Consider the following 22,007-nt stretch of genomic DNA (forward strand, 5'->3'; position numbering starts at 1 on the left):
TTTACCGGATTGGAATGAGGCCCGTTTCTTCCGGGTCGCCCACCATGGAGACAAGCGCCTTGCGAAGTTTGCCGAGCGCCTGGTGTTCGATCTGGCGCACACGCTCCTTTGAGATGCCGAGCTGCTTGCCCAGCACTTCGAGCGTGACCGTGTCATCGGTAAAGCGGCGTTCGCGGATGATCAGGTTTTCGCGGTCGGTCAGCGTCTTGAGCGCCTCGACGATCCATTTGCGGCGCCGTTCGCTGTCATGCATTTCCATGACGCGCACTTCGGTCACCTCATTCTCGTCCTCGAGGAGATCCTGCCATTGAGCTTCGCTGTCGGTGGCAAGCGGTGCGTTGAGGGAACGGTCCGAGGCGGAGAGGCGGGACGCCATATTTTCCACATCGCGTTCCGGAACGCCAAGATGGGTGGCGATCCATGTCTTGTTTTCCGGGGTCATCACGCCGTCGCCGGTATCATCGATCTTCGCGCGCAGGCGTTTCAGATTGAAGAAGAGGGATTTCTGGGCCGCGGTCGTCCCTGTACGGACGATAGACCAGTTGCGCAGGACGAAATCCTGTATCGAGGAACGGATCCACCAGGAGGCGTAGGTGGAAAACCGCACTTCGCGGTCAGGGTCGAAACGGGCGGCGGCCAGCATGAGGCCGACATTCCCCTCCTGAACGAGATCGGAGAGGGGCAGGCCATAATGGCGGAATTTCGAAGCCATGGAGATAACGAGGCGCATATAGGCGCTGGTCAGCTCGTGAAGGGCGTCTTCATCCTGATTGTCGCGCCAGCGGACGGCCAGATCCACCTCATGCTCCTGGCTGAGCATCGGTTTGTTCATGGCGGTTCTGACAAAACGGCGGTCTGCGGTATCAGTTGTCGAACGAACGGCCATGGATCGGCTCCTCATCATTATTTAACGGACGGTCCCTTCATGACATACGCGTATGACGAGTATTGGTTCACCTGTAGGCCGATTATTTTGCGCGGCTTCTCTCATCAGGATAAAAAGAAAGCCCCGCCGGTGAGGGCAGGGCTTTGAAAAATATAAGCTTTTTTCCGACCGGCTCTAGGCGGCTTTTTTCTTGGCCAGAGACTTGGCCAGACGCTCCATGGCCGTGTCGTGGTCGGTGTTTTCCACCGCAGCCAGTTCACGGGCCATACGGTCCAGCGCGCTCTCATAGAGCTGACGTTCGGAATAGGACTGTTCCGGCTGGTCTTCGCCGCGGTGCAGGTCACGCACGACTTCGGCGATGGAGATAAGGTCGCCGGAATTGATCTTCGCTTCGTATTCCTGGGCGCGGCGTGACCACATGGTGCGCTTGATGCGGGCCTTGCCGCCCAGCGTCTTCAGCGCGTCATCAACGAGCTTGGAGCCGGCCAGGGCGCGCATGCCGGAGGCTTCGGCGCGATTGGTCGGCACACGCAGGATCATCTTGTCCTGATCGAAGGAAACCACATACACTTCGAGTGACATGCCAGCGACCGTCTGCTTTTCGATCGTTGTGATCTTGCCGACGCCGTGGGCCGGATAAACGACCGACTGTCCTACGGCGAATGAAAGTTCCTGAACATCACCCTGTGTTTCTTTTGCCATGTGCTGATAGCCTTTCTACGCAACATGAGCCTGCATACCCCGGCAACACTTTGCGCGTCAGACCGGAGGTTTTGTCAGGCTCCTTGGGATCTTGTTGATAAATATATATCAGAAAAAAGACTATTTCACAACTGGGAGTATTCCCCAGCCGGCGTCTAGTCTCCTTCGCCCGGCTTGGCGCTGAAGTATTTTTCCAGCTTTCCGGTTTCCTGTGCGTACTGTTCGCGGTCCGAGGGCGGCTCTTTCATTCTGGTAATGTTTGGCCAGACCTTGGCGTATTCGGTATTCAGCTTGAGCCACTTGGAATCCGGGTCATCCTCGGTGTCGGGCTTGATGGCTTCGACCGGGCATTCAGGCTCGCACACACCGCAGTCGATACATTCGTCCGGATCGATGACGAGCATGTTCTCGCCCTCATAGAAACAGTCGACGGGACAGACTTCGACACAATCCATGTATTTGCAGCGGATGCAGGCATCTACGACGATATAGGTCATTCGGGTTGGGTGTTCCTGAATAGCTGAAGGCGTGCATTTGGCGGTGAAGGCCGCCTGAGTCAATTGTCAGATATGACGCGATTCCGCGCGGCGGCGCGCCTGTGCCCGGCGGATGTCGTCGACATGCAGCAGGCTGGCAACGTGGCGGATAAAGGCGTCCTCGAACTTGCAGGCATCGCCATCGGCCATGGAGACCATGTAGAGCCCTTCGATGACCTTCACCCGCTTCAGAAGAGGCAGCTTCTTGACGTATTTGGTGAATTGATGCGCGCCGATGGCGTTCTCAGCCAGATCTTCGCCCTGCTGGAGCACATCGTCCACGCGGTCGGCGTCCATATCCAGGCTGTCGAGGAGGATTTCGGCGATCTGGTCGCTTTCCAGATTGGCGTAGACGCCGTCGACCAGGGCGACCTCGACCAGAAGCGCCGCTGTGGCGACCTCGGGGTCCATCTCCCCGGAGGAGGCATCCTGGCGGCCGGAGAACAGCCTTTTAAGCGCGTCAAGCATCGTGGCGCTCCTGATCTTCTATCGAAAGGTCCTCATAAAGCGCGCGGGCCTCTGTTGCCGGCCCCCGGCGCTCTCCATGATCGAGAACCCGGACGCTCACTATTTGGCCGCCTCTGGGGAAACTTACAATATCCCCCGGCAATATCCGGAAGCCGGGCTTGGTCACCTTGCGGAGCTGGCCACCACGCGACAGCCGGATACCGCGGCCTGAAACGAAGCTGGATGAGAGCGCGCGCGTCTTGAAGAAGCGGGCGCGCCAGAGCCAGATGTCGAGGCGCAATTGCTCGCTTATGACTTGGTCTCCGACGTGTCCGGGGCGGAATTCGCCGGGGGAGACGACGGCGGAGTCTCGCCGGCGGGTTTTTCCTGAGCCGCCGTGTCCGGTGAAGGGGCCGCTGCGGCCTGGTCGGGCTTTTTGGGTTTTTTCTTCTTTTTGGGCTTCGGCTTTGGCGGCGGGGGTGGCGGCAGCAGGCTGGCGAGCGCCGCGAAGGGGCTGTCAGGATCAGGCTGACGTTGGGCGGGGCGTCCGCCGCCTTTGGCCGGGCGCTTGTTCGGCGCGCCTTTCTTTCCTGACTTCTGGTGGCCGCGGCCCTCCGTGCCCGATTGCGGGCGTTTGCCGCGCGGCGGGCCTTCGCGCCGGTTGCGGGCAAGATAGCGCCAGAGGGTCACCGCGCCGGTCTCCGGATCCTTCTCAGCCGGGGCGAGGCCAAAGCCCTTGACCACGGCGGGGAACTCGTCGCCCGGGCAGGAGATCACCGAGGCAAGTTCGGCTGGCAGTTCGAAGGCAGGCTTGTCGGCTTCCTTGCGGCGGCGGGAAATCTCCCAGCCAAGGCGTTCGGCAAGGTCTGCGCGCACGGCCCGCTTGCCAAAGCGCAGATAGCCCTGGGCATGAAGCTCGGCATCGGCCCATTCGCCGTCAAGCTCGAAGGAGCCTGCCCCTTCCGGCGCGACCCTGCGGTTCTCGCCTGTCTGCGTGGCCTGAAGAATGGCAATCAGCCGCTGGGCGGCCGGCTTCTGCGCGTCAGGCACATGGGCGGCGACACGCCCGGTCCGGAGGCCGGCGGTTTTCAGCGCCTCGCGCTCTTCCTTTGAGACGTGCGGCGGCGGGCTTTCCTCGCGAAGGTCGATAGCGGCGCCGCTTTCAAGCAGGCGGAAGGCCAGGCCACGCGCCATGCCCTGAAGCTCGCTGCCAGCCTCGCCTGTCTTCAGCTTTGCGTGGGTGGGCAGGGTCCGCTTGATCTCTTCGCCCAGCCATTCATCGACACGTTTGAGGGCGGCTTCCCGCCTGTGGGCTTCTGCGTCCTCTGCGCCGATGAGCTCCAGCCGGGGGGCGAGCCAGTCCGGGCCGGGTTTCAGTCCGGCGATGTCCTCACCTTTCCAGGTGATGCGGCCGCTGTCAGCCAGCGCAAAAGCGTCTGTCGGGGCGCCCGCGATCTCTCCCAGCCGCTCAGCCAGGATCGGGCCGAGCGCAGAGACGGCTGCGGACCGCACGGCCTTGCCTTCCAGTGTTTTCGCGGTCGAGGCTGGCTCAAAGTGCAGGCCGACCAGGCGGCCAACGACATGGCCCTCGACAGTGACTTCTCCGGTCTCAGACAATTCGGTCAAAAGCAGATCTTCCCTTTTCAGTCCCGCAAGTAGAGCTGTCGTCCGACGGTCAACAAAGCGCAATGTCAGCGCGGCGTGAAGAGCATCCGACAGCCTGTCCTCGATTTCGCGGGTCCTGTCCCGCCAGTAGGACGGGTTTTCAAGCCAGTCCTCACGATGGGCGGCATAGGTCCACGTCCGGATCATGGCAAGCCTGTGCTGAAGGCTGGCGATGTCCGGGACATTCGCCTCGAGGTTGTCGAGCCGCCGTGCCATGGCGGTATCGCCGAGACGGGCATCGGGGTCGGCCAGCGTCTCGGCCAGGCCGAGAACGAGACGGCCATGGCCTTCATGACCGGATTTGCGGAAGTCAGGCAGGCGGGCAAGATCCCAGAGACGGCGCACCTTGCGCTCACCGCGCACCTCAGGCCCGATGGCCTCATCCTCTGCCATCCGCCGCAGAACCCATTCATCCAGAGCGTGCGGGTTCTGGCGCAATATCGGGCTGCCGGAGGGGCGGGCGAGACTGGCGATCAGCGTCTTGATCGAGCGGTAATCGAGGTTCGAGTTACGCCATTGAAGCTCATCGACCGGCTCGAAATTATTCGTTTCGATGGCGCGGATGAGATCTTCCTCGAAAGGCGGGCAGTCGCCTGTCTCGCCGAACTCACCATCGGTGCGAAAACGGCCCGCCCGCCCGGCAATCTGTCCGGCTTCGGCGGCTGACAGCCAGCGGTTCCGGCGCCCGTCGAATTTCGACCGCGCGGCAAAGGCGATCCGCTCCACATCGAGATTGAGCCCCATGCCGATGGCGTCCGTGGCGACGAGATAATCGACCTCGCCGGACTGGTAGAGCGCCACCTGCGCGTTCCGGGTGCGCGGGCTGAGCGCGCCCATCACGATGGCGGCGCCGCCTTTCTGGCGCTTCAGAAGCTCTCCGATGGCGTAGACCTGCTCGGTCGAGAACGCGACGACGGCAGAGCGCTTCGGCAGTTTGGTGATTTTGGCGGGACCGGCATAATGAAGCTGCGAGAACCGCTCACGCGTATTGGTGTCGACATCGAGGTCGAGATCTCGGAGCACTGCGCGCATGGTTTCGGCGCCGAGCAGCAGGGTTTCCTGGGTCCCGCGTGCATGAAGGATGCGGTCGGTGAAGACGTGGCCGCGATCTTCGTCTTCCGCGAGCTGGATCTCGTCGATGGCGAGGAATTCTACGCGCTTCTGCACCGGCATCGATTCCACGGTGCAGATCCAGTACCGCGCAGTGGGCGGCTCTATACGCTCTTCACCCGTGATGAGGGCAACGGCGCGTTCGCCCTTGGCCTTGACGACACGGTCATACACCTCGCGCGCGAGCAGCCGCAGCGGCAGGCCGATCATGCCGCTGGCATGGCCCATCATGCGCTCGATCGCATAGTGCGTCTTACCGGTATTTGTCGGCCCGAGAACGGCCTTCAGGGTACCCATGGCCCATGCACCTGCCAGAAAAGGGGAAAAGGTCCAAACGAAGTGGCGCTCAGTCCTGCGGAGGACAAGGCTCAGGTGCATTCATGGTCTGGTCGTCGAACCGCTCCACCCATGCGTCCGTGCGCGCAAGCGGGGCATAGCCAGACGCGCGGTAGAGCATCAGTTCGCGAACAATCGGGCAGCCATTGGCCCGTTCGCCCAGGTCCACGCTGATCGCACCGACGCGTTCGAAGGTCGCGAAATCTGCAGCGATAGCCGGGCGGCGGTTTGGCCGGTAACTCGCCACGAGGACATCCCCGTCGATATCGCCGGTCAGCGGGCGTTCCTCGGCAAAGCTGTGGGGGCCCTCATTGTAGCGCCACAGGATGAGCGGGGCGTCGATCCGGTCCTTCAGATAGAAATCGAGACCATGCCAGACCTCGCGCTCATCGGTGAGCAGTGCGCTCGGCGTGCCATTCTGCCGGGTAAAGGCGACGAGCTGGTCTGCCAGCGGGTCCCAGCCGCGTGTGCGCTTCAGCGCATTGTCGAGGTCAAGCGGGCCGGAGAGGGCTGTGGGCGCGATGAGGGCAGCGGTCATGATGAGACCGAGGACGCCATGCAGGGTGAGGCCCGCCCAGAAAAGCCCTTCGGGGCGGAAGCGGAAGGCCAAGGCGAAGAGGCCGATTCCTGCCGCGACGGCGAGGCCGGCCAGCAAGCGGGCGAGGAGGGTGAAGTCCGGTGCGATCAGGAAACCAACCGCAGAGAGGACGGCGATCACTGCCCATAGCCAGCGATTTGGCCGTGCCCGCAGGAAGAAGATGGCAATCAGGACCGATGCGGCCGGATAGGCGGTTGCAGCCCAATTGGCATGCGCGCGCGAGAGGACGGACTGGAAGAGGATGATGGCCAGGACCGGCACGATAAAGGCGCTCAGCCATAGTTCCTGCTGCCCGGTTTCCGGGCGCCGGCTGGCGCGCAGGAAGAAGAGCGCGGCGAGAAGGCCGAGGAAGCTGACAGGTCCGAATACGCCCATCTGGTCAGCAAGGAATTTCAGGACGTTTTCCGGGTTGAACAGGTGGCCGCCCAGATTGGCATTGTCGACCGTGTGGCCGACCGTGGCGAAATCATTGAGCGCGTTCCAGACAAGATGAGGCGTTATGACGGCAAGGGCGAGAGCCAGGGCCGCGCCGCCCTGTGCCGAGAGAAGGCCGCGGCGGGTCTGTTTGTCGAAGACGGCGACCAGGACAAGGCCGATCGCGAAATAGATCATCGCATATTTGGCGAGAAAGCCTGCCCCGACGGCGAGGCCGAGGCCGAGAAATCCGGCCCATCCGGCGTCGCCTTCGCGAACCCTCCAGAGCAGATAGAGCGACACCGACCAGAGCGGCATGAGGACCCCGTCCGTCGATAGAACGGCAGAGGACAGCCAGACTGCCGGCATGAGCGCATAGCCCACGGCGGCCAGGAAGCCGGTGCGGGGCCCAGCCACGCGCCGTCCGAGGAGGAACAGGCACCAGGCCGCCGCGGTGTGCAGAAAGGCCGCCGGCAGACGCACCGCCCATGCCGTATCACCGAAAATGGCGGTACTTGTATGGATCAGCCAGGCGATCAGGGGTGGTTTGGAATAATAGCCCCAGTCCAGCGACTGTCCCCAGCGCCAGTATTGTGCCTCATCGGCATAGAGTTCGAGCGGCGAAAGCAGAACCGCAGCGAGCCTGAGCGCCAGAAGCCCAAGCAGAATCAGGGCGGTAAGCCTGCTATAATCCGGTGTTCTCGCCTGGGTGTGTGTCATGTCCAGCAGCAGCTAGCGCGGGCCGAGCCATTAGGCCAGCGCCGAAGCTGATGTGTGGCTTTTTTGCAAGCCTTTAAAGGTGAATGTTGCGGGGCACAGAACAGTTATAATCGTGTCACGAAACCGTTACAGAGCGGGCATAGAGGCGCGGTCAATTAGCCCGTAATTCGCCTGAATTCGCAGGGGGCGCGGGTTGTTCAACCGAAGAGGGGTTCTTCATGTCCAACTGGAAACTTTATTCCGGCGCTGCGGTGAGCCTGATGGCCGCCGCCGCGATCGTTGCGCCTGCCCAAGCGCAGGTCACCTCCGCGGGTATCCGCGGTGACATCGTCTCGCCAAGCGGCGAAGCCGTTCCTGGCGCTTCGGTGCGCATCATCGATACGCGGACGGGTGCAGTCAGCACCTCGACAGCCAGCGCGACCGGCCAGTTCCAGACGCGCGGCCTGAATGTCGGCGGTCCTTACACCATCGAGATCGCAGCGCCTGGTTATCAGACCACCCGCATCACGGATATCGTCCTGCAGCTGGGTGAAGTCGCCAATGTCGAAGTCGCTTTCGCGGCAGCCGCTGACGATGACGCCGAAGCCCGGATGGAAGTTGTGACCGTTTCGGCAACCGCAGGCGGCCTCGTCCAGACCGCTATCGGCCCGTCGGCAACCTTCTCGCTCGAGGACATCGAGCAGACCCCTGCCATCAACCGCGACCTGAAGGACATCGTCCGTCTCGACCCGCGCGTCTATCTCGACGAGTCCTTCAACGACTCGATCCAGTGTGCCGGTTCCCACCCGCGCTTCAACTCGCTGACGGTTGACGGTATCGGCCTCAATGACGGCTTTGGCCTCAACTCGAACGGCTATCCGACCCAGCAGATGCCGTTCCCGTTCGACGCCATCCAGAACGTTTCGGTCGAGCTGGCCCCGTTCGACGTCGAGTATGGCTCCTTCACCGCCTGTAACATCAACGCGGTGACCAAGTCCGGCACGAACGAATTCCACGGTTCGGCCTTCTACGACTATGGCGACGACAGCCTGGTTGGCGACAAGACCGAAGGCCAGGACTATACCGGCCCTGACTTCGAGGAGAAGCGTTATGGCTTCACCCTCGGCGGCCCTGTCCTGAAAGACCGTCTCTTCTTCTTCGGCGCCTACGAAAAATTCGAAGGCCCGGGCGCAGAGATCAACCGCACGCCGGAAGGCGGCAGCGGTCAGGTCGTTGAAGGCTTCACCCAGGCCGAATTCGACGAAATCAGCGACATTGCCCAGAACGTCTACGGCTACAATCCGGGCGGCATTCCGACCGCGGAAGGCACCGAAGACGAGAAGTACCTCATCCGCGTCGACTGGAACATCACGGACAATCACCGTGCGACCGCCACCTACAACTACAATGAGGGCTTCAGCCTCAGCGAGTCCGATGGCGACGACGATGAGTTCGAGTTCGCAAACCACCTCTACAACCGCGGCGCAGAGCTGAAGGCCTATTCCGGCCAGGTCTTCTCGGACTGGACGAACAATTTCTCCACCGAGCTTCGTTATTCCTACAACGACGTGACCTTCCTCCAGCAGTCGGTTGGCGGCACGGAATTCGGCGAAGTCCAGATCACCGACCAGAACGTCGAAGCAGTGGACGGCACGAACCAGCGCAACACCATCTATCTTGGTGCTGACGACTCCCGTCACTCCAACCAGCTGGAATACTCGGTCGCCAACTACAAGGCGCTTGGCCGCTACAATGTGGGCAACCACAATCTCACCTTCGGCGGTGAGCGTCAGGAATATGAGATCTTCAACCTGTTCGTTCAGGAATCCGAAGGCGAATTCCGCTTCAACTCCATCGACGATTTCCGCAACGGGATCGCTGCACGCGTGATCTATGAGAACGCTGCCGGCACGAACAATGCCGCCGATGGCGCTGCCTCCTTCGAGTATGAAGTCAACACGCTCTACGCCCAGGACGAGTGGACCGGCCCGAACGGCCTGACCGTGACTGCGGGTCTGCGCTATGACTTCTACACGTCCGACTCGAAGCCGAACTTCAACCAGGATTTCCGGGATGAGTACGGTTTCAGCAACAATGAGAACATGGACGGCAGAGACCTGCTGATGCCGCGTATCGGCTTCACCTATGACTATCAGCCGAACCTCTCCTTCCGCGGCGGCTTCGGTCTCTACTCCGGTGGTAACCCGAACGTCTGGATTTCGAACAACTACTCCAATAACGGCGTCACGCTCTACGAAGCCAACCGTCGTAATTTCGACCTGTTCGCAAACCCGGTTGCCGGTGGTGACACCCCGATCTTCGGTGTGCCGCAGGAAATGTTCGACGAAGTTGCCAATGGCGCCGTCAGCGGCCCGGTCAACGCGCTCGATCCGGACTTCGAGATCCCGTCTGAGTGGAAGTTCGCTCTCGGCTTCACCTACGACTTCAACACGCCGTCCTTCGGTAACGGGTATGTGCTGAACGCCGACGTTCTTTATTCGAAGGTCAGAGACGCCGCGATCACCAAGGCCATCTCGCTTGATCGTGTCGGTTCAGCTCCGGATGCCCGCCCGATCTATGACGAGAACACGGATGACTTTATCCTGACCAACACCAATGAAGGTCAGACATTCGTGGCCTCGCTGGCTCTGTCGAACGCCTTCGACACCGCTGCCGGTGAGTTCGACTGGTCGCTCGGCTATGCCTATGTGAATGCAGAAGACGTCAACCCGATGACCTCGTCGGTGGCTTATTCGAACTGGTCGAACGTCGCAGTCGTGGATCCTAACGATCCAATGGTTGCAACGTCGAACTATCAGGTCCCGCACCGTTTCACGGCCCGCGTCAGCTGGGAGAAGAAATTCTTCGGTGAATACGCAACCCGCGCAACGCTGTTCGGCCAAGCCTACCAGGCCCGTCCGTTCTCCTTCACCTATGCCGGTTCCTCGCCGTTCGGCGATGACACGTTCGGCCGCGCCCTGGTCTATGTTCCGACCGATGGCTCGACCGACCCGCTCATCAACTACGCGGCTTCCTCGGTCGATTGGGATGCCTTCTTCCGTTACACGGACGGTCAGGATCTCTCACGCGGCCGCATTGCCGAGCGTAACTCCGGTGAAGGCCAGTGGAACAACCGCTTCGACCTGCGTCTCGAGCAGGAGCTGCCGGGTGCCTTCCAGGGTCACCGCACCAAGGTCTTCGCTGTGATGGAAAACGTCGGCAACTTCCTCAACGACGAATGGGGCGCCTACTATCAGGCTGGCTTCCCGCAGACGACCGAGATCGTTCAGGCCGAGATCGACCCGGTCACGGGCCAGTACATCTACAGCTCGTTCAACGACGCCAATCCAGAGAGCAAGACGAACAACCTGTCTGTCTGGGCTGTCCGCTTCGGTGTGAAGTACGACTTCTAGGCTCTGACGAGACTATTATCGCGAAAGGGCGGCTCCATGCGGGCCGCCCTTTTTCTTTGCCTAAACCTATGGCAAATCGCGCTCCATGACCGACACGACCATTGTATACACACCGGCCGAATGGGCGCCGCAGTCCGCCGTCTGGGCAGGCTGGCCGCATCTGAAGGATGCCTGGGCTGAAGACTATGAAGGCGCCCAGCGCGAGATTGCTGCCCTCATCGAGGCGCTGGCGCCTGTCGTGCGGGTGAAGCTCGTCATTGGCGACCCCGCCTCACGCGCCGAAGCGGCTGACCTTGTCGGGGAGCGGGCCGAGATGTTCGAGGCGCCGATGGGCGATATCTGGCTGCGCGATATCGGCCCGGTCTTCGTCAAATATCTGAACAAGCTCGAAGGGCTCGGGTTCGAGTTCAATGGCTGGGGCGGCAAGTATGAGCTGGAAGGCGACACTGAGACCGCCGCCGCAATTGCACGCATGGAAGGCCATCCGCTGAAACGCCTGCCCTTCGTCCTCGAAGGCGGCGCGGTCGAGCAGGATGGCGAAGGCACGCTGATCACGACGCGCCAGTGCGTTCTCAACCCCAATCGCAATCCGGACTGGGGGCGGGAAAAGGCCGAAGAGAATCTGAAGCTCGCCTTCAACGCCAAACGGATTGTCTGGCTGGGCGACGGGCTTGCGGGTGACCATACAGATGGCCATGTCGACAATATCGCGCGCTTCATCGCGCCGGGCCATGTTGTCTGTCAGACACCGTCCGGAAAGGATGATCCGAACGCTGACGTCCTGCGCGAGATCGAGGAGACGCTGCGGGCGGCCGAGCTTCAGGTCTCCACCATTCCTTCGCCGGGCCGCATCCTCGATGAGGATGGCGAGGTCATGCCGGCGAGCCATATGAATTTCCTCATCTCCAATGGCCGGGTCATCCTGCCCGTCTATGAGGAGAAGCATGCCAAGCTTGCCGAGGCAGAATTGCAGGCGCTGATGCCGGACCATGAGGTGATCGCCCTGCCATCGCGTCACATCCTGTCGGGCGGCGGCAGCTTCCACTGCATGACCCAGCAGGTCCCCCAAACAGACGGAGGTCTCTCGACATGAGCAGAACCGTGAAAGTCGCCGCGCTACAGGCCTCGTTCAGCCAGGACATGCAGGCCAATATCGACAAGGTGAAGACGCTGGTGCGTGAGGCCGCGGCCAAGGGCGCCGAGATCATCCTGCCGTCAGAGCTCTTCTGTGACCATTATTTCTGCAAGGTGCAGGACGAGAAATTCTTCCGCACGGCCTATCCCTGGACCGAACACCCCGCCGTTGAGCAGCTCTCAGAGCTTGCAGGCGAGCTGGGCGTGGTCATTCCCGTCTCGATCTATGAGAAGGACGGTCCGGAATACTACAATTCCATCGTCATCATCGATGCCGACGGCACCCCGCTGGGCGTCTATCGCAAGAGCCACATCCCCGATGGGCCGGGTTATATGGAGAAGTTCTACTTCCGCCCCGGCAATACAGGCTTTCGCGTCTGGGACACGATGAAGGGACGGATCGGCGTCGGTATCTGCTGGGACCAGTGGTTCCCGGAAGCCGCGCGCGCGATGACGCTCATGGGCGCAGATATTCTCTTTTATCCCACCGCCATCGGCTCAGAGCCGCATGACGCTGACCTCGACACGGCAGCGCGCTGGCGCAGGGCCATGCAGGGCCACGCCGTTTCCAACGTGATCCCCGTCGTTGCGGCGAACCGGACCGGCAATGAAGAGGGCCAGATTTTCTATGGCACCAGCTTCATCGCCGACCATGCCGGCGAGATTGCCGATGAGCTTGGCCGCGATGAGGAAGGGGTCATCCTGGCCGAGTTCGATCTCGATTTCCTCGACCGCCACCGCGCTGCCTGGGGCTTTTTCCGGGACCGGCGCACAGACCTCTATGAGGTGCTGGGCTAGAGGGTTCAGAACATTTCTTGTGGGCCGGGCGCCTTGCGGCCGAGAAACAGGAAGCGGAGCGCGGCAAGGCTCGCCAGTGCCAAAAGGGCAAAGCCGGCAGCGCCTGCCGAGGCGTGGGTCTCCGAAAAGGCGTCGGCGTAATCCATATAGCGGGCCGGCATGCCCTGCATGCCGAGCGCCAGCTGCTGAAGGATCATCCAGATGCCTGCGACGCTGATGCCGACCATGAGCGCGAGATTGAGTGTGATCGAGTGGACCCGGCCCGCGATAGCGGCGCCGGTTGCCAGTATGGTCAAGCCGGACAGGATGATAGAGAGGCCATAGGCGTGCGCGCGGCCTGTCGGATACCAGGTGTCGGATAATATTGCATCGACGCCGGCACTTGCCTCTACCAACGCAAGCAGGCCGCCCCATAGCCAGACGGCGACGGCCGGGGCTGCCAGGATCATCATCTCCAGTCTCCGCCCCTTTGCAGCGCCAATTGCGGCGGCTGACAGGGCCAGCAAAAAGGCTGCCGTGATGGCAATGGCGGGCGCGGCAGAACCCGTCTGCTCTGAAAGGCTCAGGAGGGCGCCTCCGCACAGGCCGGCGGCAACAAGGAAGCTGATGGCGACCGCCATGATCCGCTGGCGATCCGCGAGGCAGGCCCGGACCAGCGAAAAGAGGCAGGCGCCGGTCAGGGCACAGGTCAACAATGGGGCAGCGAGCCCGGCATGAAGACTGCGCCAGCGCTGCCATGCCTGAATCGCTTCCTGCCGGCCGCCGCCCATATCGATGCCGGGGCGGAGCAGTTCCCCCTGAACAACCACAATTGGAAGCGCAAAGGCGACGAGTACCAGAGCGGCTAGAACGCCGCGCAGGATAAGGATCGGAGCGCGACTTTTGTTCACGGGTGAGGTCTCCTGGGCTCTAGGCCTGATGAGCCTCGGGCGGCCGAGGCCTCATCAGAAGGAAGTGTCGTAGCAGGCCGGCGAGGGTCGCGCCAACCAGCGTAAAGGCGCCAGCGCCAGCGATATACATGTCGACGGCAATGTCGGGCCGGTCGCCCGCAAATGACCGTGGGACGTCTGCGACGCCAAGGCGGTACTGGAAGATCACCATCGCGCTTGCCGAAACACAGATGATGAAGGCCAGAAGCGCGCCGATTATGCCGGACTGGCGAAGGCCCCGTTGATGGGCGCGAGCCTCAAGCAAGGCGAAGGTGGACAGCAGGATGGACGCCCCTCCGGCATGGGTTGCGGCGACATCGAGCCAGGTGCCGGGCTGCGTCTCCTCACTGCGGGCAAGGAACGTCAGATCGATGAAACTCACCGCCGCGATGAGCGCCCATGACAGATAGGCGAGCGCCAGCAGGCGGCTTGAGCCGGTCACGAAGAAGGCAAGCCCACTGGCAAAGAGAAGCGCACTTGTGAGGGCAATCAGCCCATGAATCTCACCCGCGAGAGCCGCTGCGAGAAAAGCTTCCGGCAACGCAAGAAGGGCCAGCAGCCCCGCCCCGGCGAGAATGACGAGGACACCCGACCCGCGCCCGCCATCTTCTCTCACCAGCTTTATGGCAGGGAGGATCACAAGGCCGAGGAAGACCAGGCCCGGTATGGCCAGAAAGGCAGGGCCCGCGTGAAGGTCGCGCAGATACTGCCAGATGAATATGGCCGCTTCGACGCCGCCGCTGGGTCTCAGGAGTTCCGGAATGAGCAGCTGCAGCTGGATCCATGTGGCGGGCACGGCCAGCCCGATGCCGACCAGAAGGACGACGGCTGTCTTCGCAGGACCGGGCCGGAGGAAGAGCATGTCAGTTGCGTCTCCGGCAGACCGGAACGCGGCAAATGCCGACGGCGTTATTGCGGATGGCGATCACTGCCATGTCCGGATGTGAAAAAATGAAGATCTTCACCTGCCCCACCTGTAACGGTCCCCTCTATTTCGATAATCTCACTTGCGCCTGCGGCACAAGTGTCAGCTTCGATCCGGAAGCGGAAGCGTTCGAACAACTGGATGTGCCGTGTGCCAATCGCGAGCAGATCGATTGCAACTGGCATGCCGAAGCAGGCCCGGGCACCTATTGCCGCGCCTGCGCGATGACGGAGATCGTCCCGGATTCGCTTGTCACGACGAATATCCCGCTTTGGGCCGACACCGAGGCGGCCAAGCGCTGGGTGCTGGTCAATCTGGGCCAATGGGGCTGGCTGAAGGCGAATGATGCAGGCCAGAAGCCGCGGTTTCACCTCCTGTCGGAGCACACCTCAACCGGCCATGCGCCTGTCACGATGGGGCATGCCGACGGGCTTATCACGATCAATGTGACCGAAGCCGATCCCGCGCGCCGGGTCGAGCGCCGCGAGAGGCTGAGCGAGCGATACCGCACCTTGACCGGGCATTTCCGCCATGAGCTCGGTCACTATGTCTTCTTCCGGCTGGTTCAGGACGCGAAGTTTGCAGACGCATTCCGCAAATTGTTCGGCGACGAACGCGCAGATTACGGGGCTGCCCTTTCGCGCCATTACGAGCAGGGGCCGCCGCAAGACTGGCAAACCCGTCATATCACGGGCTATGCCTCCAGCCATCCGCATGAGGACTGGGCCGAAAGCTTTGCCCATATCGTTCACCTGACAGACATGCTCGACAGCGCGAATGCTGCCAGGCTCAAAGCGCCTGGCGCCGATGTGCCCGATGCCTATCGGGCAGCTGACAGCGAAAGCGTCATTTCGGCGGGGGCCTCGCTCGGCCTCGCGCTCAATCATATCAACCGGTCTATGGGGCTGGCTGATATCTATCCCTTTGTCATCGCGCCCAAGGTTCGCAAGAAACTCAAATTCGTGCGGGAAGCTGTTGCGAAAGGGCCGATTGAGAGAACGCAGCCGCACCGGCGGAAGCGGAACTGGAACCCCTTCCGGTCTGCATCGCTGTAGAGGGCCTGACACAAAGGGAGAGCGTTCTGGCCGAAATAATAAGAGATGTTGCGATTATCGGGGCGGGTACCGCAGGCCTCGCGGCAGAGCGGCGGGCCCGCCAAAACGGTGCCAGCACGGCCCTGATCGACCCTTATTTTGCCGGGACCACCTGCGCCACGGTCGGGTGTATGCCATCGAAGCTACTGATCGCGGCGGGCGAGGCCGCCCATGGCGTCCGTAAGGCAGACGAGTTCGGCATTCACGCAGCGATCTCCAAGGTGGACGGGCCAGCTGTGATGCAACGCGTGCGGCGGCTGCGCGACAGTTTCGCCGCCGGGGTGCGCGACCAGATTGACGATCTGCCGGACGGGGTCGCGGTCAAGGCCTCTGCAAAATTCCTGTCGGCCAACAGGCTGGGGCTCAGCGATGGCCAGCAGGTGGAGGCGAAGACGATTGTCATTGCCACAGGCTCTGCCAGCGTCCTGCCGCCCGGCTTTGACGAGCTTGGCGAGGCGGTCCTGACCAATGAAACCCTGTTCGAGCTTCAGGCCCTGCCCGCCTCCATCGGGGTGATCGGCGCCGGTGCGCTCGGTCTGGAAATGGCGCAGGCGCTCTCGCGCCTCGGCGTGAAGGTCGAGGTTTTCGACATGAGCGAGCAGATCGCGGGAATGCCGGAAGGTGAACCTGAAACATCTCTGCGCACCGCCCTAGAGAATGAGCTTGTTTTCCATCTCGGCGTGGAGCCGCAGCCCTCGAAGACTGAAGAGGGTGTCCAGCTTTCCTGGCAGGAGGAAGGACATACCCGCACGGCGCATTTTGAGCGCCTTCTGGTCGCAGCCGGCCGCGCGCCCCTGCTGGATGGTCTCGATCTTGAGAAGACCGGGCTGCCCCTGGATGATCATGGCACACCAGAGTTCGACCGCGAGACACTGCAATGTGGCGATGCGCCAATCTTCATCGCGGGCGATGCCAATCACGATCGCCCGATCCTGCACGAAGCTTCAAAAGAGGGGACGATTGCGGGCGCCAATGCGGCCGGTTTCCCCGATGTGAAGGCGTTTGCGCGGACAGCACGCTTCCAGATCATGTTCACCCAGCCAAACATGGCCGTCCTTGGCGAGCCGCAGGGAAAAGAGACTGTGGTAGGGCGTGTCGACTATGCCGATCAGGGCCGGGCCAAGGCGATGGGCCGCAATTCGGGCGTCTGCGAGATATACGCCAGAACGGGCTGCGGGACGCTGACCGGGGCCTGCCTTGTGGGGCCCGATGCTGAGCACCTGGCGCATATTCTGGTCTGGGCGATAGAGCATGGCGCTACGGCGAGTGAGCTGCTGGACAATCCCTTCTATCACCCGACGGTCGAAGAAGGGCTGAAGACAGCGCTGAAACAGATCTGCAGTGATCTTTCCCTGCCGCGCCCGGACTCACGCAACGATGCACAGTTGCCGGGCGATTTCGGGCCGGGATAAGCGGCCTGAAAGCTTCAGCGCTAGTGCAGCGCGCCGTTCGAAGCGAATTTCTGGGCCTGCTCGATCCACTGCTCGCGCATCACACGGCCCTTGAAGGACAGATAATCATCGACCCAGTCCGCCTCATCGCTCTGCCAGCCGGCGATCTGACGGAAATGATAGATGCCAAGCTCGTTCAGCGTCTTTGAGAGCTTCGGGCCGATTCCCTTGATACGGGTAAGATCGTCCGCGTCGCCTTCGGGCGCGGCAAGACCAGAGGGCTGGCGCGGGGCATTGGCGACAGGCGCCTCTTCTGGCGGAGATGCTGGCGTGGCTTTGAGCATGAAGGGCGTGAAAGCTTGCGCAGGCGTTTCGCGGCGCATACGGTCGAACCAGTCAGTCAGCATGTCGCCCGGCACAGTCTGGGGCCAGCGCATCCAGGCCGGCATGGCCTCAATCACCTTGGCGGCGTTTTCCCAGTGTTGAAGATTGAGGTCAGCAAGCTTTCGGAAAAGGTCCCGCGTGGCCGCTTCAGGGGCGGCGTCGTCCGGGCCGGGGTTCATGGACATGAGAGCATCCATCCACGCTTCGCCCGCGCTGCGGCTGAGGTCGCGCCATGCCGAAACCGACTCCGTCCAGATCTGGAACGCATTGACCGGTGCTTGTTCTGTCGACATGGGGTTTGACCTTCTGGTTATGCTGCACTGCAACATAAGCTGTTTCCGGCCTTATATCAAGCCAGGGCGCGCGAAGGGGCTATGAACTGCCCTTGCGAGGTCATATTCACGCCGCCTTCAAACTGCCCTATGCGGCAGGAGTGGAGGCAAGATGAGAGAGCCGGACCAGACAGATACACCGCCGGACGTCCCGGAGACGGGCCGCGTGCTGGTCTTCGATTCCGGCATGGGCGGGCTGACGGTCGCGCGGGAAATCCGGGAGATGGCCCCCGGTCTGGCTGTCGATTATGCCGCCGATACCGGCTTCTTCCCCTATGGCGACAAGAGCGACGAGGCCCTGCGGGCCCGCCTTCCTGAGGTTGCAGCAGCCCTGACCGCGCAGGCCAGACCGGATGTTTTCGTCATCGCCTGCAACACCGCCAGTACACTCGCGCTGGACGAGGTGCGCGCCCGCCTCGACATTCCGGTCATCGGGACGGTGCCGGCAATCAAGCCAGCCGCAGCCCAGACCAGAAGCAGTGTCATCGGCCTGCTGGCAACCCCCGGAACGATCCGGCGCGCCTATACGGCCCGGCTCATCGAGGAATTTGCGAGCGACGTGACCGTGATCCTGCATGGGAGTGTGGAGCTTGTGAGGCTAGCCGAGGCGGTGGCGGCGGGCGAGCCGCATGACCCGCAAGGATTTGCTGACACGCTGCGCCCCATCTTTGAGGCAAAATCCGGCGAGAAGATCGATACGATCGTGCTGGCCTGCACGCATTTTCCGCTGGTGGCGGAGCAGCTTGCAGCCGCTGCCCCGGCAGGGGTGCGCTTTATCGATTCCGGGGCTGCGATTGCCCGTCAGACTTTGCGTGTATTGTCAGGACAGTCACATGCGGGCCCTGCGACGTCACGCGAGGGCGGACGGCTTTATGTGACCGACACTGGAGGCGGGCATGAAAGGCTGCTGAAAGTGTGTGAGAGGTTCGGATTCGGCGCGCTGCAACCGGCTGTGCTGGTTCAGACCTGACCGGTTGCAGTAACTTCCATCCCATTGTCACAAAACTTCGATAAAGGGGCAGTCTGAACCCGATTGCCGACCTTCAAGGACGATTCCATGCGCAACATGCTCCTGGCCCTGACCGCAGGCCTCCTTGCCGTTGCCTGTTCACCGCAGACCGATCTTTCCGAGATCGACGCAAGCTCTGGAGAGCTTCAGGTGTTCGCGGCCTCGCCGGATGAAAAGATCAGGATTGTCGGCTCGTCGACGGTGGCCCCTTTTTCCACGACGGTTGCCGAGCAATTCGGCGCGGTCTCTGAATATCCGACACCCATCGTCGAGACGACCGGGACGGGCGGGGGCTTTCAGGCTTTCTGCCGGGGGATCGGCCCCAAGGAACCCTCGATCAGCAATGCGTCCCGCCCCATCAAGGCTTCGGAACTTGCCCTCTGTGAACGCTCTGGCGTCACCGAAATCGTTGAGGTGAAGATCGGGTATGACGGCATCGTGCTGGCGAACGCCAAGGCCTCTCCGACGCTCGACCTTTCAAAGGAAGAGATTTACCGCGCGCTGGCCGAAGAACTGCCGGACGGTGAGGGCGGCTGGGAGAAGAACCCCAACGAGACCTGGAAGGATGTGGCCGACCACCTGCCCGATATGCCGATCCTTGTTTCCGGACCGCCGCCGACTTCCGGCACGCGCGATGCCTTCGCCGAACTTGCCATGGAGGGCGGCGCAGAGGAAATCCCCGAACTGGCGGCGCTGGCCGAGACGGACAAGGAAGAGTTCGCGCGCCGCGCCACCACGATCCGGATGGATGGCAAATGGATCGACTCCGGTGAAAACGACACGGCGATTGTCCAGACGCTCATGAAGAACCCCGACAGTATCGGGATCATGGGCTATTCCTTCCTGGAACAGAACCTTGACCGGCTGAAAGGCGCGCATATCGAGGGCCACGACCCGACCTTCGAGGAGATTGCGAGCGGCGAGTATGGCATTTCGCGCTCCATGTTCTTCTATGTGAAGAGGCAGAATGTGAATCTTGTGCCCGGTCTTGTCGATTTCATTTCCGAGTTCACGCAGGAGGATGCCTGGGGCCCGACAGGCTATCTTGTCGAGAAAGGGCTGATCCCATTGCAGGAAGACCAGCGCGAAGAGGTGCGCCGCAAGGCGCTGGCTCTTGAGACGATCGAATCGGCAGAGAGCTAGACGCTGAAGGACAGCTCCTCGAGGAGTTTCCGGCTGCGCTTCTCGATCGGCGTCTTTGTCCCTCGATAGTGGGCATAGGCGATGACGCCGGTCGACAGCGCCCAGCCGCGCGCGCGGCGCCAGACGGTCTCCGTGATGCCGGACGCCTGCCAGAATACCTCCTGGACCGCCCCCTCAAACAGGGTGAACCCTGCCATGAGGTCACAGGCCGGGTCGCCGAGGCCAGAAAGCCCCCAGTCGATTACGCCAGAAAGCTCACCTTCGCGTACCAGAAGATTGCCCGCGTGAAGGTCGCCATGGATCCATGTCCGGTCGCGCTCCGGGCAGGGGGGAGCTTCCAATGCGGCATTCCAGATCGCGGCCAGCGCGATGACATCGAAGTCTTCAGCGACCTCACCAATCGCGCTGCGCGTCGGGCTGTCTCGATGCGATAGCGGACAGCCGCGCCAGTGATTGTCGATATTCGGTTCTGCCGCGAAATCCCGTTTCTGGCCCTGGAGGTCGAGCAGGAAAAGGGCGAGGCGTCTCGCATCCATCTCAGTCAGCGCATGACCGCCGGTTTCGGCGCTTTCGCCCGCAAGCCAGGTACAGACGAGCCAGGGCCAGCCCTGCGGCGTGTCCGTCAGACCATGATCGACAAGCTGCGGTGTCTGTAGCGGCAAATCCTTCAGGTTTCGCATGGCAGCCGGTTCGCGATAGGCGAGCGAGGGTATGCCTTCATGGCCGCGGGGGACCCGAAGGCAATGGCTTTCACCGATGCGGAAGATGAGATTGTCTGTGCCTGCAGCGCGCACGCGTGAGAAAGGCTTGCCTGCAAGCTCTGGCAGCTGCTGGCCTATCAGGCGTTTCAGCGTGTCTATGTCAGGCGCGGTACTCACCCGATTTTCGTGTCGGGGAATTTCTTCTTGCGCCGACGCAACCTGATCTTCTGCCAGAAGCGCTTGCGCTCGGGCACAGGAAGCGGATCGAGATTCTCGATGAAGGCTTCGGCGCAGGCGCGCCAGCTATAGCCTTCAGCATAGGCGCGCGTGGTCTGGCGGTCGAGGTTGAGGCAGTCCTTGCAGGCCTGGGCAAGGTCGTCGCTGATGACGCCGGAATTGGAGCCCGGGATAATGTCGCGCGGGCCCGGCGCATCGAAGGCCGCCACAGGCGTGCCCGCGGCCATGGCTTCGAGGATGACAAGGCCGAACGTGTCGGTGAGGCTTGGAAAGCAGAAGACATCCGCGCTCGCAAAACAGGTGGCGAGATCTTCATTGAAGCGGGCGCCGAGGAATTTCACCTTCGGATATTTGCGCTTCAGCTCTGCCAGCTGCGGGCCTTCGCCGACGATGACCTTGGTGCCCGGCAGATCAAGCTCGGCAAAGGCCTCTATATTCTTCTCCACCGCAACACGCCCGACATTCAGGAAGATGGGGCGCGGCAGACCTTCGAACGGGTCGCCCGGCTGGCCTTCTTCTATCCGGCGCGACGGGTTGAAGAGGTCGATATCGACACCGCGCGTCCAGGAGACGACATTGTTGAAGCCGTGTTCTTCAAGCTCGGCGCGCATGGAGGGCGTCGCGACCATCACCTTGCCGGAATATTTGTGAAACCAGCGCACATAGCTGTAGCCCCACGAGGTCGGCACCGGAAAACGCGCCGAGACATATTCAGGAAAGCGGGTGTGGTAGGAGGTGGAGAAGGGGTGTTTCTCCTTCAGGCACATGGCCCGCCCGGCAAGCCCCAGGGTGCCTTCGGTCGCGATATGTACCGCGTCGGGCTGAAAATTCTCGAAGCGTTCGGAAATGCGACTGCGGGCAAAAAGTGCAAGCTGGATTTCGCTATAGGTGGGAAGCGGCATGGTCAGGAAATCGTCTGCGGGTGAGACAATCTCCCATTCATGGCCCATCTCCTCGCACTCGGCGATGACGCGTTTCATGGTCCTGACCACACCATTGACCTGAGGTTCCCAGGCATCGGTGATAAGCATGATACGCATCTGGACTCCTTGCCGCTTTTTCTGCCACCGCCCACTTTTAGAGGCATGTTCTCCAGCGTAAACCCGGCGGGTGGTTTGCGATAC

Annotated in this window: 19 protein-coding genes; 7 read left to right on the plus strand and 12 right to left on the minus strand. The window is 61.9% G+C overall.

Annotation, left to right across the window (positions count from 1 at the left end; all coding sequences use genetic code 11):
• Nucleotide 1: 1 nt before the first annotated feature.
• The 7 genes from ABNU55_RS05270 to ABNU55_RS05300 form a co-directional block, all read right to left on the minus strand.
• Nucleotides 2-886, minus strand: a complete 885-nt coding sequence (locus tag ABNU55_RS05270; protein WP_290750369.1) for an RNA polymerase factor sigma-32 — start codon at nucleotides 884-886, stop codon at nucleotides 2-4.
• 174 nt (nucleotides 887-1,060) lie between these two features.
• Entirely contained in the window at nucleotides 1,061-1,588 is a 528-nt protein-coding gene (locus ABNU55_RS05275; protein ID WP_290750371.1) for a CarD family transcriptional regulator, read from the minus strand.
• A gap of 155 nt (nucleotides 1,589-1,743) precedes the next feature.
• Nucleotides 1,744-2,085 carry a ferredoxin FdxA gene (gene fdxA / locus ABNU55_RS05280; protein ID WP_290750375.1) on the minus strand — a complete coding sequence of 114 codons (342 nt, stop codon included), beginning with the start codon at nucleotides 2,083-2,085 and terminating at the stop codon, nucleotides 1,744-1,746.
• A gap of 66 nt (nucleotides 2,086-2,151) precedes the next feature.
• Nucleotides 2,152-2,592, minus strand: coding sequence for a TerB family tellurite resistance protein (locus ABNU55_RS05285; RefSeq protein ID WP_290750377.1), 441 nt, complete (start codon nucleotides 2,590-2,592; stop codon nucleotides 2,152-2,154).
• Complete coding sequence (locus ABNU55_RS05290) at nucleotides 2,585-2,872, minus strand: RNA-binding S4 domain-containing protein (protein WP_290750379.1); 288 nt, start codon at nucleotides 2,870-2,872, stop codon at nucleotides 2,585-2,587. Before ABNU55_RS05290 ends, ABNU55_RS05285 begins: the two co-directional genes overlap by 8 nt.
• Nucleotides 2,873-2,880: 8 nt before the next feature.
• A complete protein-coding gene (locus ABNU55_RS05295; RefSeq protein WP_290750381.1) occupies nucleotides 2,881-5,643 on the minus strand; it encodes a helicase-related protein in 2,763 nt (920 codons plus the stop codon).
• Between the two features lie 49 nt (nucleotides 5,644-5,692).
• Nucleotides 5,693-7,414 carry a glycosyltransferase family 39 protein gene (locus tag ABNU55_RS05300; protein ID WP_290750386.1) on the minus strand — a complete coding sequence of 574 codons (1,722 nt, stop codon included), beginning with the start codon at nucleotides 7,412-7,414 and terminating at the stop codon, nucleotides 5,693-5,695.
• Nucleotides 7,415-7,632: 218 nt separating this feature from the next.
• Between ABNU55_RS05300 and ABNU55_RS05305 the strand changes: the two genes are divergently transcribed.
• The 3 genes from ABNU55_RS05305 to aguB all read left to right on the plus strand — a co-directional run bounded on the left by ABNU55_RS05305 (nucleotide 7,633) and on the right by aguB (nucleotide 12,738).
• Nucleotides 7,633-10,806: a TonB-dependent receptor gene (locus ABNU55_RS05305; protein WP_290750388.1), complete on the plus strand. Its 3,174-nt coding sequence runs from the start codon at nucleotides 7,633-7,635 to the stop codon at nucleotides 10,804-10,806.
• A gap of 85 nt (nucleotides 10,807-10,891) precedes the next feature.
• On the plus strand, nucleotides 10,892-11,899 hold the full coding sequence (locus ABNU55_RS05310) for an agmatine deiminase family protein (RefSeq protein WP_290750390.1): 1,008 nt from the start codon (nucleotides 10,892-10,894) through the stop codon (nucleotides 11,897-11,899).
• The gene (gene aguB / locus ABNU55_RS05315; protein ID WP_290750392.1) at nucleotides 11,896-12,738 is read left to right on the plus strand and encodes an N-carbamoylputrescine amidase; all 843 of its coding nucleotides are present in this window, start codon (nucleotides 11,896-11,898) and stop codon (nucleotides 12,736-12,738) included. The genes ABNU55_RS05310 and aguB overlap by 4 nt, the downstream gene beginning before the upstream one ends.
• Before the next feature lie 5 nt (nucleotides 12,739-12,743).
• Here the strand turns inward: aguB and ABNU55_RS05320 are convergent, their stop codons facing one another.
• Both ABNU55_RS05320 and ABNU55_RS05325 read right to left on the minus strand, forming a co-directional pair.
• Nucleotides 12,744-13,628: a hypothetical protein gene (locus tag ABNU55_RS05320; RefSeq protein WP_290750395.1), complete on the minus strand. Its 885-nt coding sequence runs from the start codon at nucleotides 13,626-13,628 to the stop codon at nucleotides 12,744-12,746.
• Nucleotides 13,629-13,647: 19 nt separating this feature from the next.
• Nucleotides 13,648-14,529 (minus strand): hypothetical protein, encoded by an 882-nt coding sequence (locus ABNU55_RS05325; RefSeq protein ID WP_290750398.1) that lies wholly within the window; start codon nucleotides 14,527-14,529, stop codon nucleotides 13,648-13,650.
• Between the two features lie 89 nt (nucleotides 14,530-14,618).
• Between ABNU55_RS05325 and ABNU55_RS05330 the strand changes: the two genes are divergently transcribed.
• The gene (locus ABNU55_RS05330) at nucleotides 14,619-15,647 is read left to right on the plus strand and encodes a putative zinc-binding metallopeptidase (protein ID WP_290750400.1); all 1,029 of its coding nucleotides are present in this window, start codon (nucleotides 14,619-14,621) and stop codon (nucleotides 15,645-15,647) included.
• A 26-nt stretch (nucleotides 15,648-15,673) separates the two neighbouring features.
• Nucleotides 15,674-17,098: a dihydrolipoyl dehydrogenase gene (locus tag ABNU55_RS05335; RefSeq protein ID WP_348764263.1), complete on the plus strand. Its 1,425-nt coding sequence runs from the start codon at nucleotides 15,674-15,676 to the stop codon at nucleotides 17,096-17,098.
• A 20-nt stretch (nucleotides 17,099-17,118) separates the two neighbouring features.
• Here ABNU55_RS05335 and ABNU55_RS05340 read toward each other — a convergent pair whose 3' ends face one another.
• On the minus strand, nucleotides 17,119-17,754 hold the full coding sequence (locus tag ABNU55_RS05340; protein ID WP_290750403.1) for a hypothetical protein: 636 nt from the start codon (nucleotides 17,752-17,754) through the stop codon (nucleotides 17,119-17,121).
• A 151-nt stretch (nucleotides 17,755-17,905) separates the two neighbouring features.
• On the opposite strand from ABNU55_RS05340, the gene murI reads away from it, so the two are divergent.
• Nucleotides 17,906-18,763, plus strand: coding sequence for a glutamate racemase (murI, locus tag ABNU55_RS05345; RefSeq protein ID WP_290750406.1), 858 nt, complete (start codon nucleotides 17,906-17,908; stop codon nucleotides 18,761-18,763).
• A gap of 87 nt (nucleotides 18,764-18,850) precedes the next feature.
• Nucleotides 18,851-19,945, plus strand: a complete 1,095-nt coding sequence (locus ABNU55_RS05350; RefSeq protein ID WP_290750410.1) for a substrate-binding domain-containing protein — start codon at nucleotides 18,851-18,853, stop codon at nucleotides 19,943-19,945.
• Here the strand turns inward: ABNU55_RS05350 and ABNU55_RS05355 are convergent.
• Both ABNU55_RS05355 and ABNU55_RS05360 read right to left on the minus strand, forming a co-directional pair.
• Nucleotides 19,942-20,823 (minus strand): phosphotransferase, encoded by an 882-nt coding sequence (locus ABNU55_RS05355; protein ID WP_290750413.1) that lies wholly within the window; start codon nucleotides 20,821-20,823, stop codon nucleotides 19,942-19,944. The two genes, ABNU55_RS05350 and ABNU55_RS05355, sit on opposite strands and share 4 nt — an antisense overlap.
• A complete protein-coding gene (locus tag ABNU55_RS05360; protein ID WP_290750415.1) occupies nucleotides 20,820-21,923 on the minus strand; it encodes a glycosyltransferase family 1 protein in 1,104 nt (367 codons plus the stop codon). The genes ABNU55_RS05355 and ABNU55_RS05360 overlap by 4 nt, the downstream gene beginning before the upstream one ends.
• Nucleotides 21,924-22,007 lie beyond the last annotated feature (84 nt).

The sequence above is a fragment of the uncultured Henriciella sp. genome (genome assembly GCF_964005855.1).
In the GTDB taxonomy this organism is placed as follows: Bacteria; Pseudomonadota; Alphaproteobacteria; order Caulobacterales; family Hyphomonadaceae; genus Henriciella.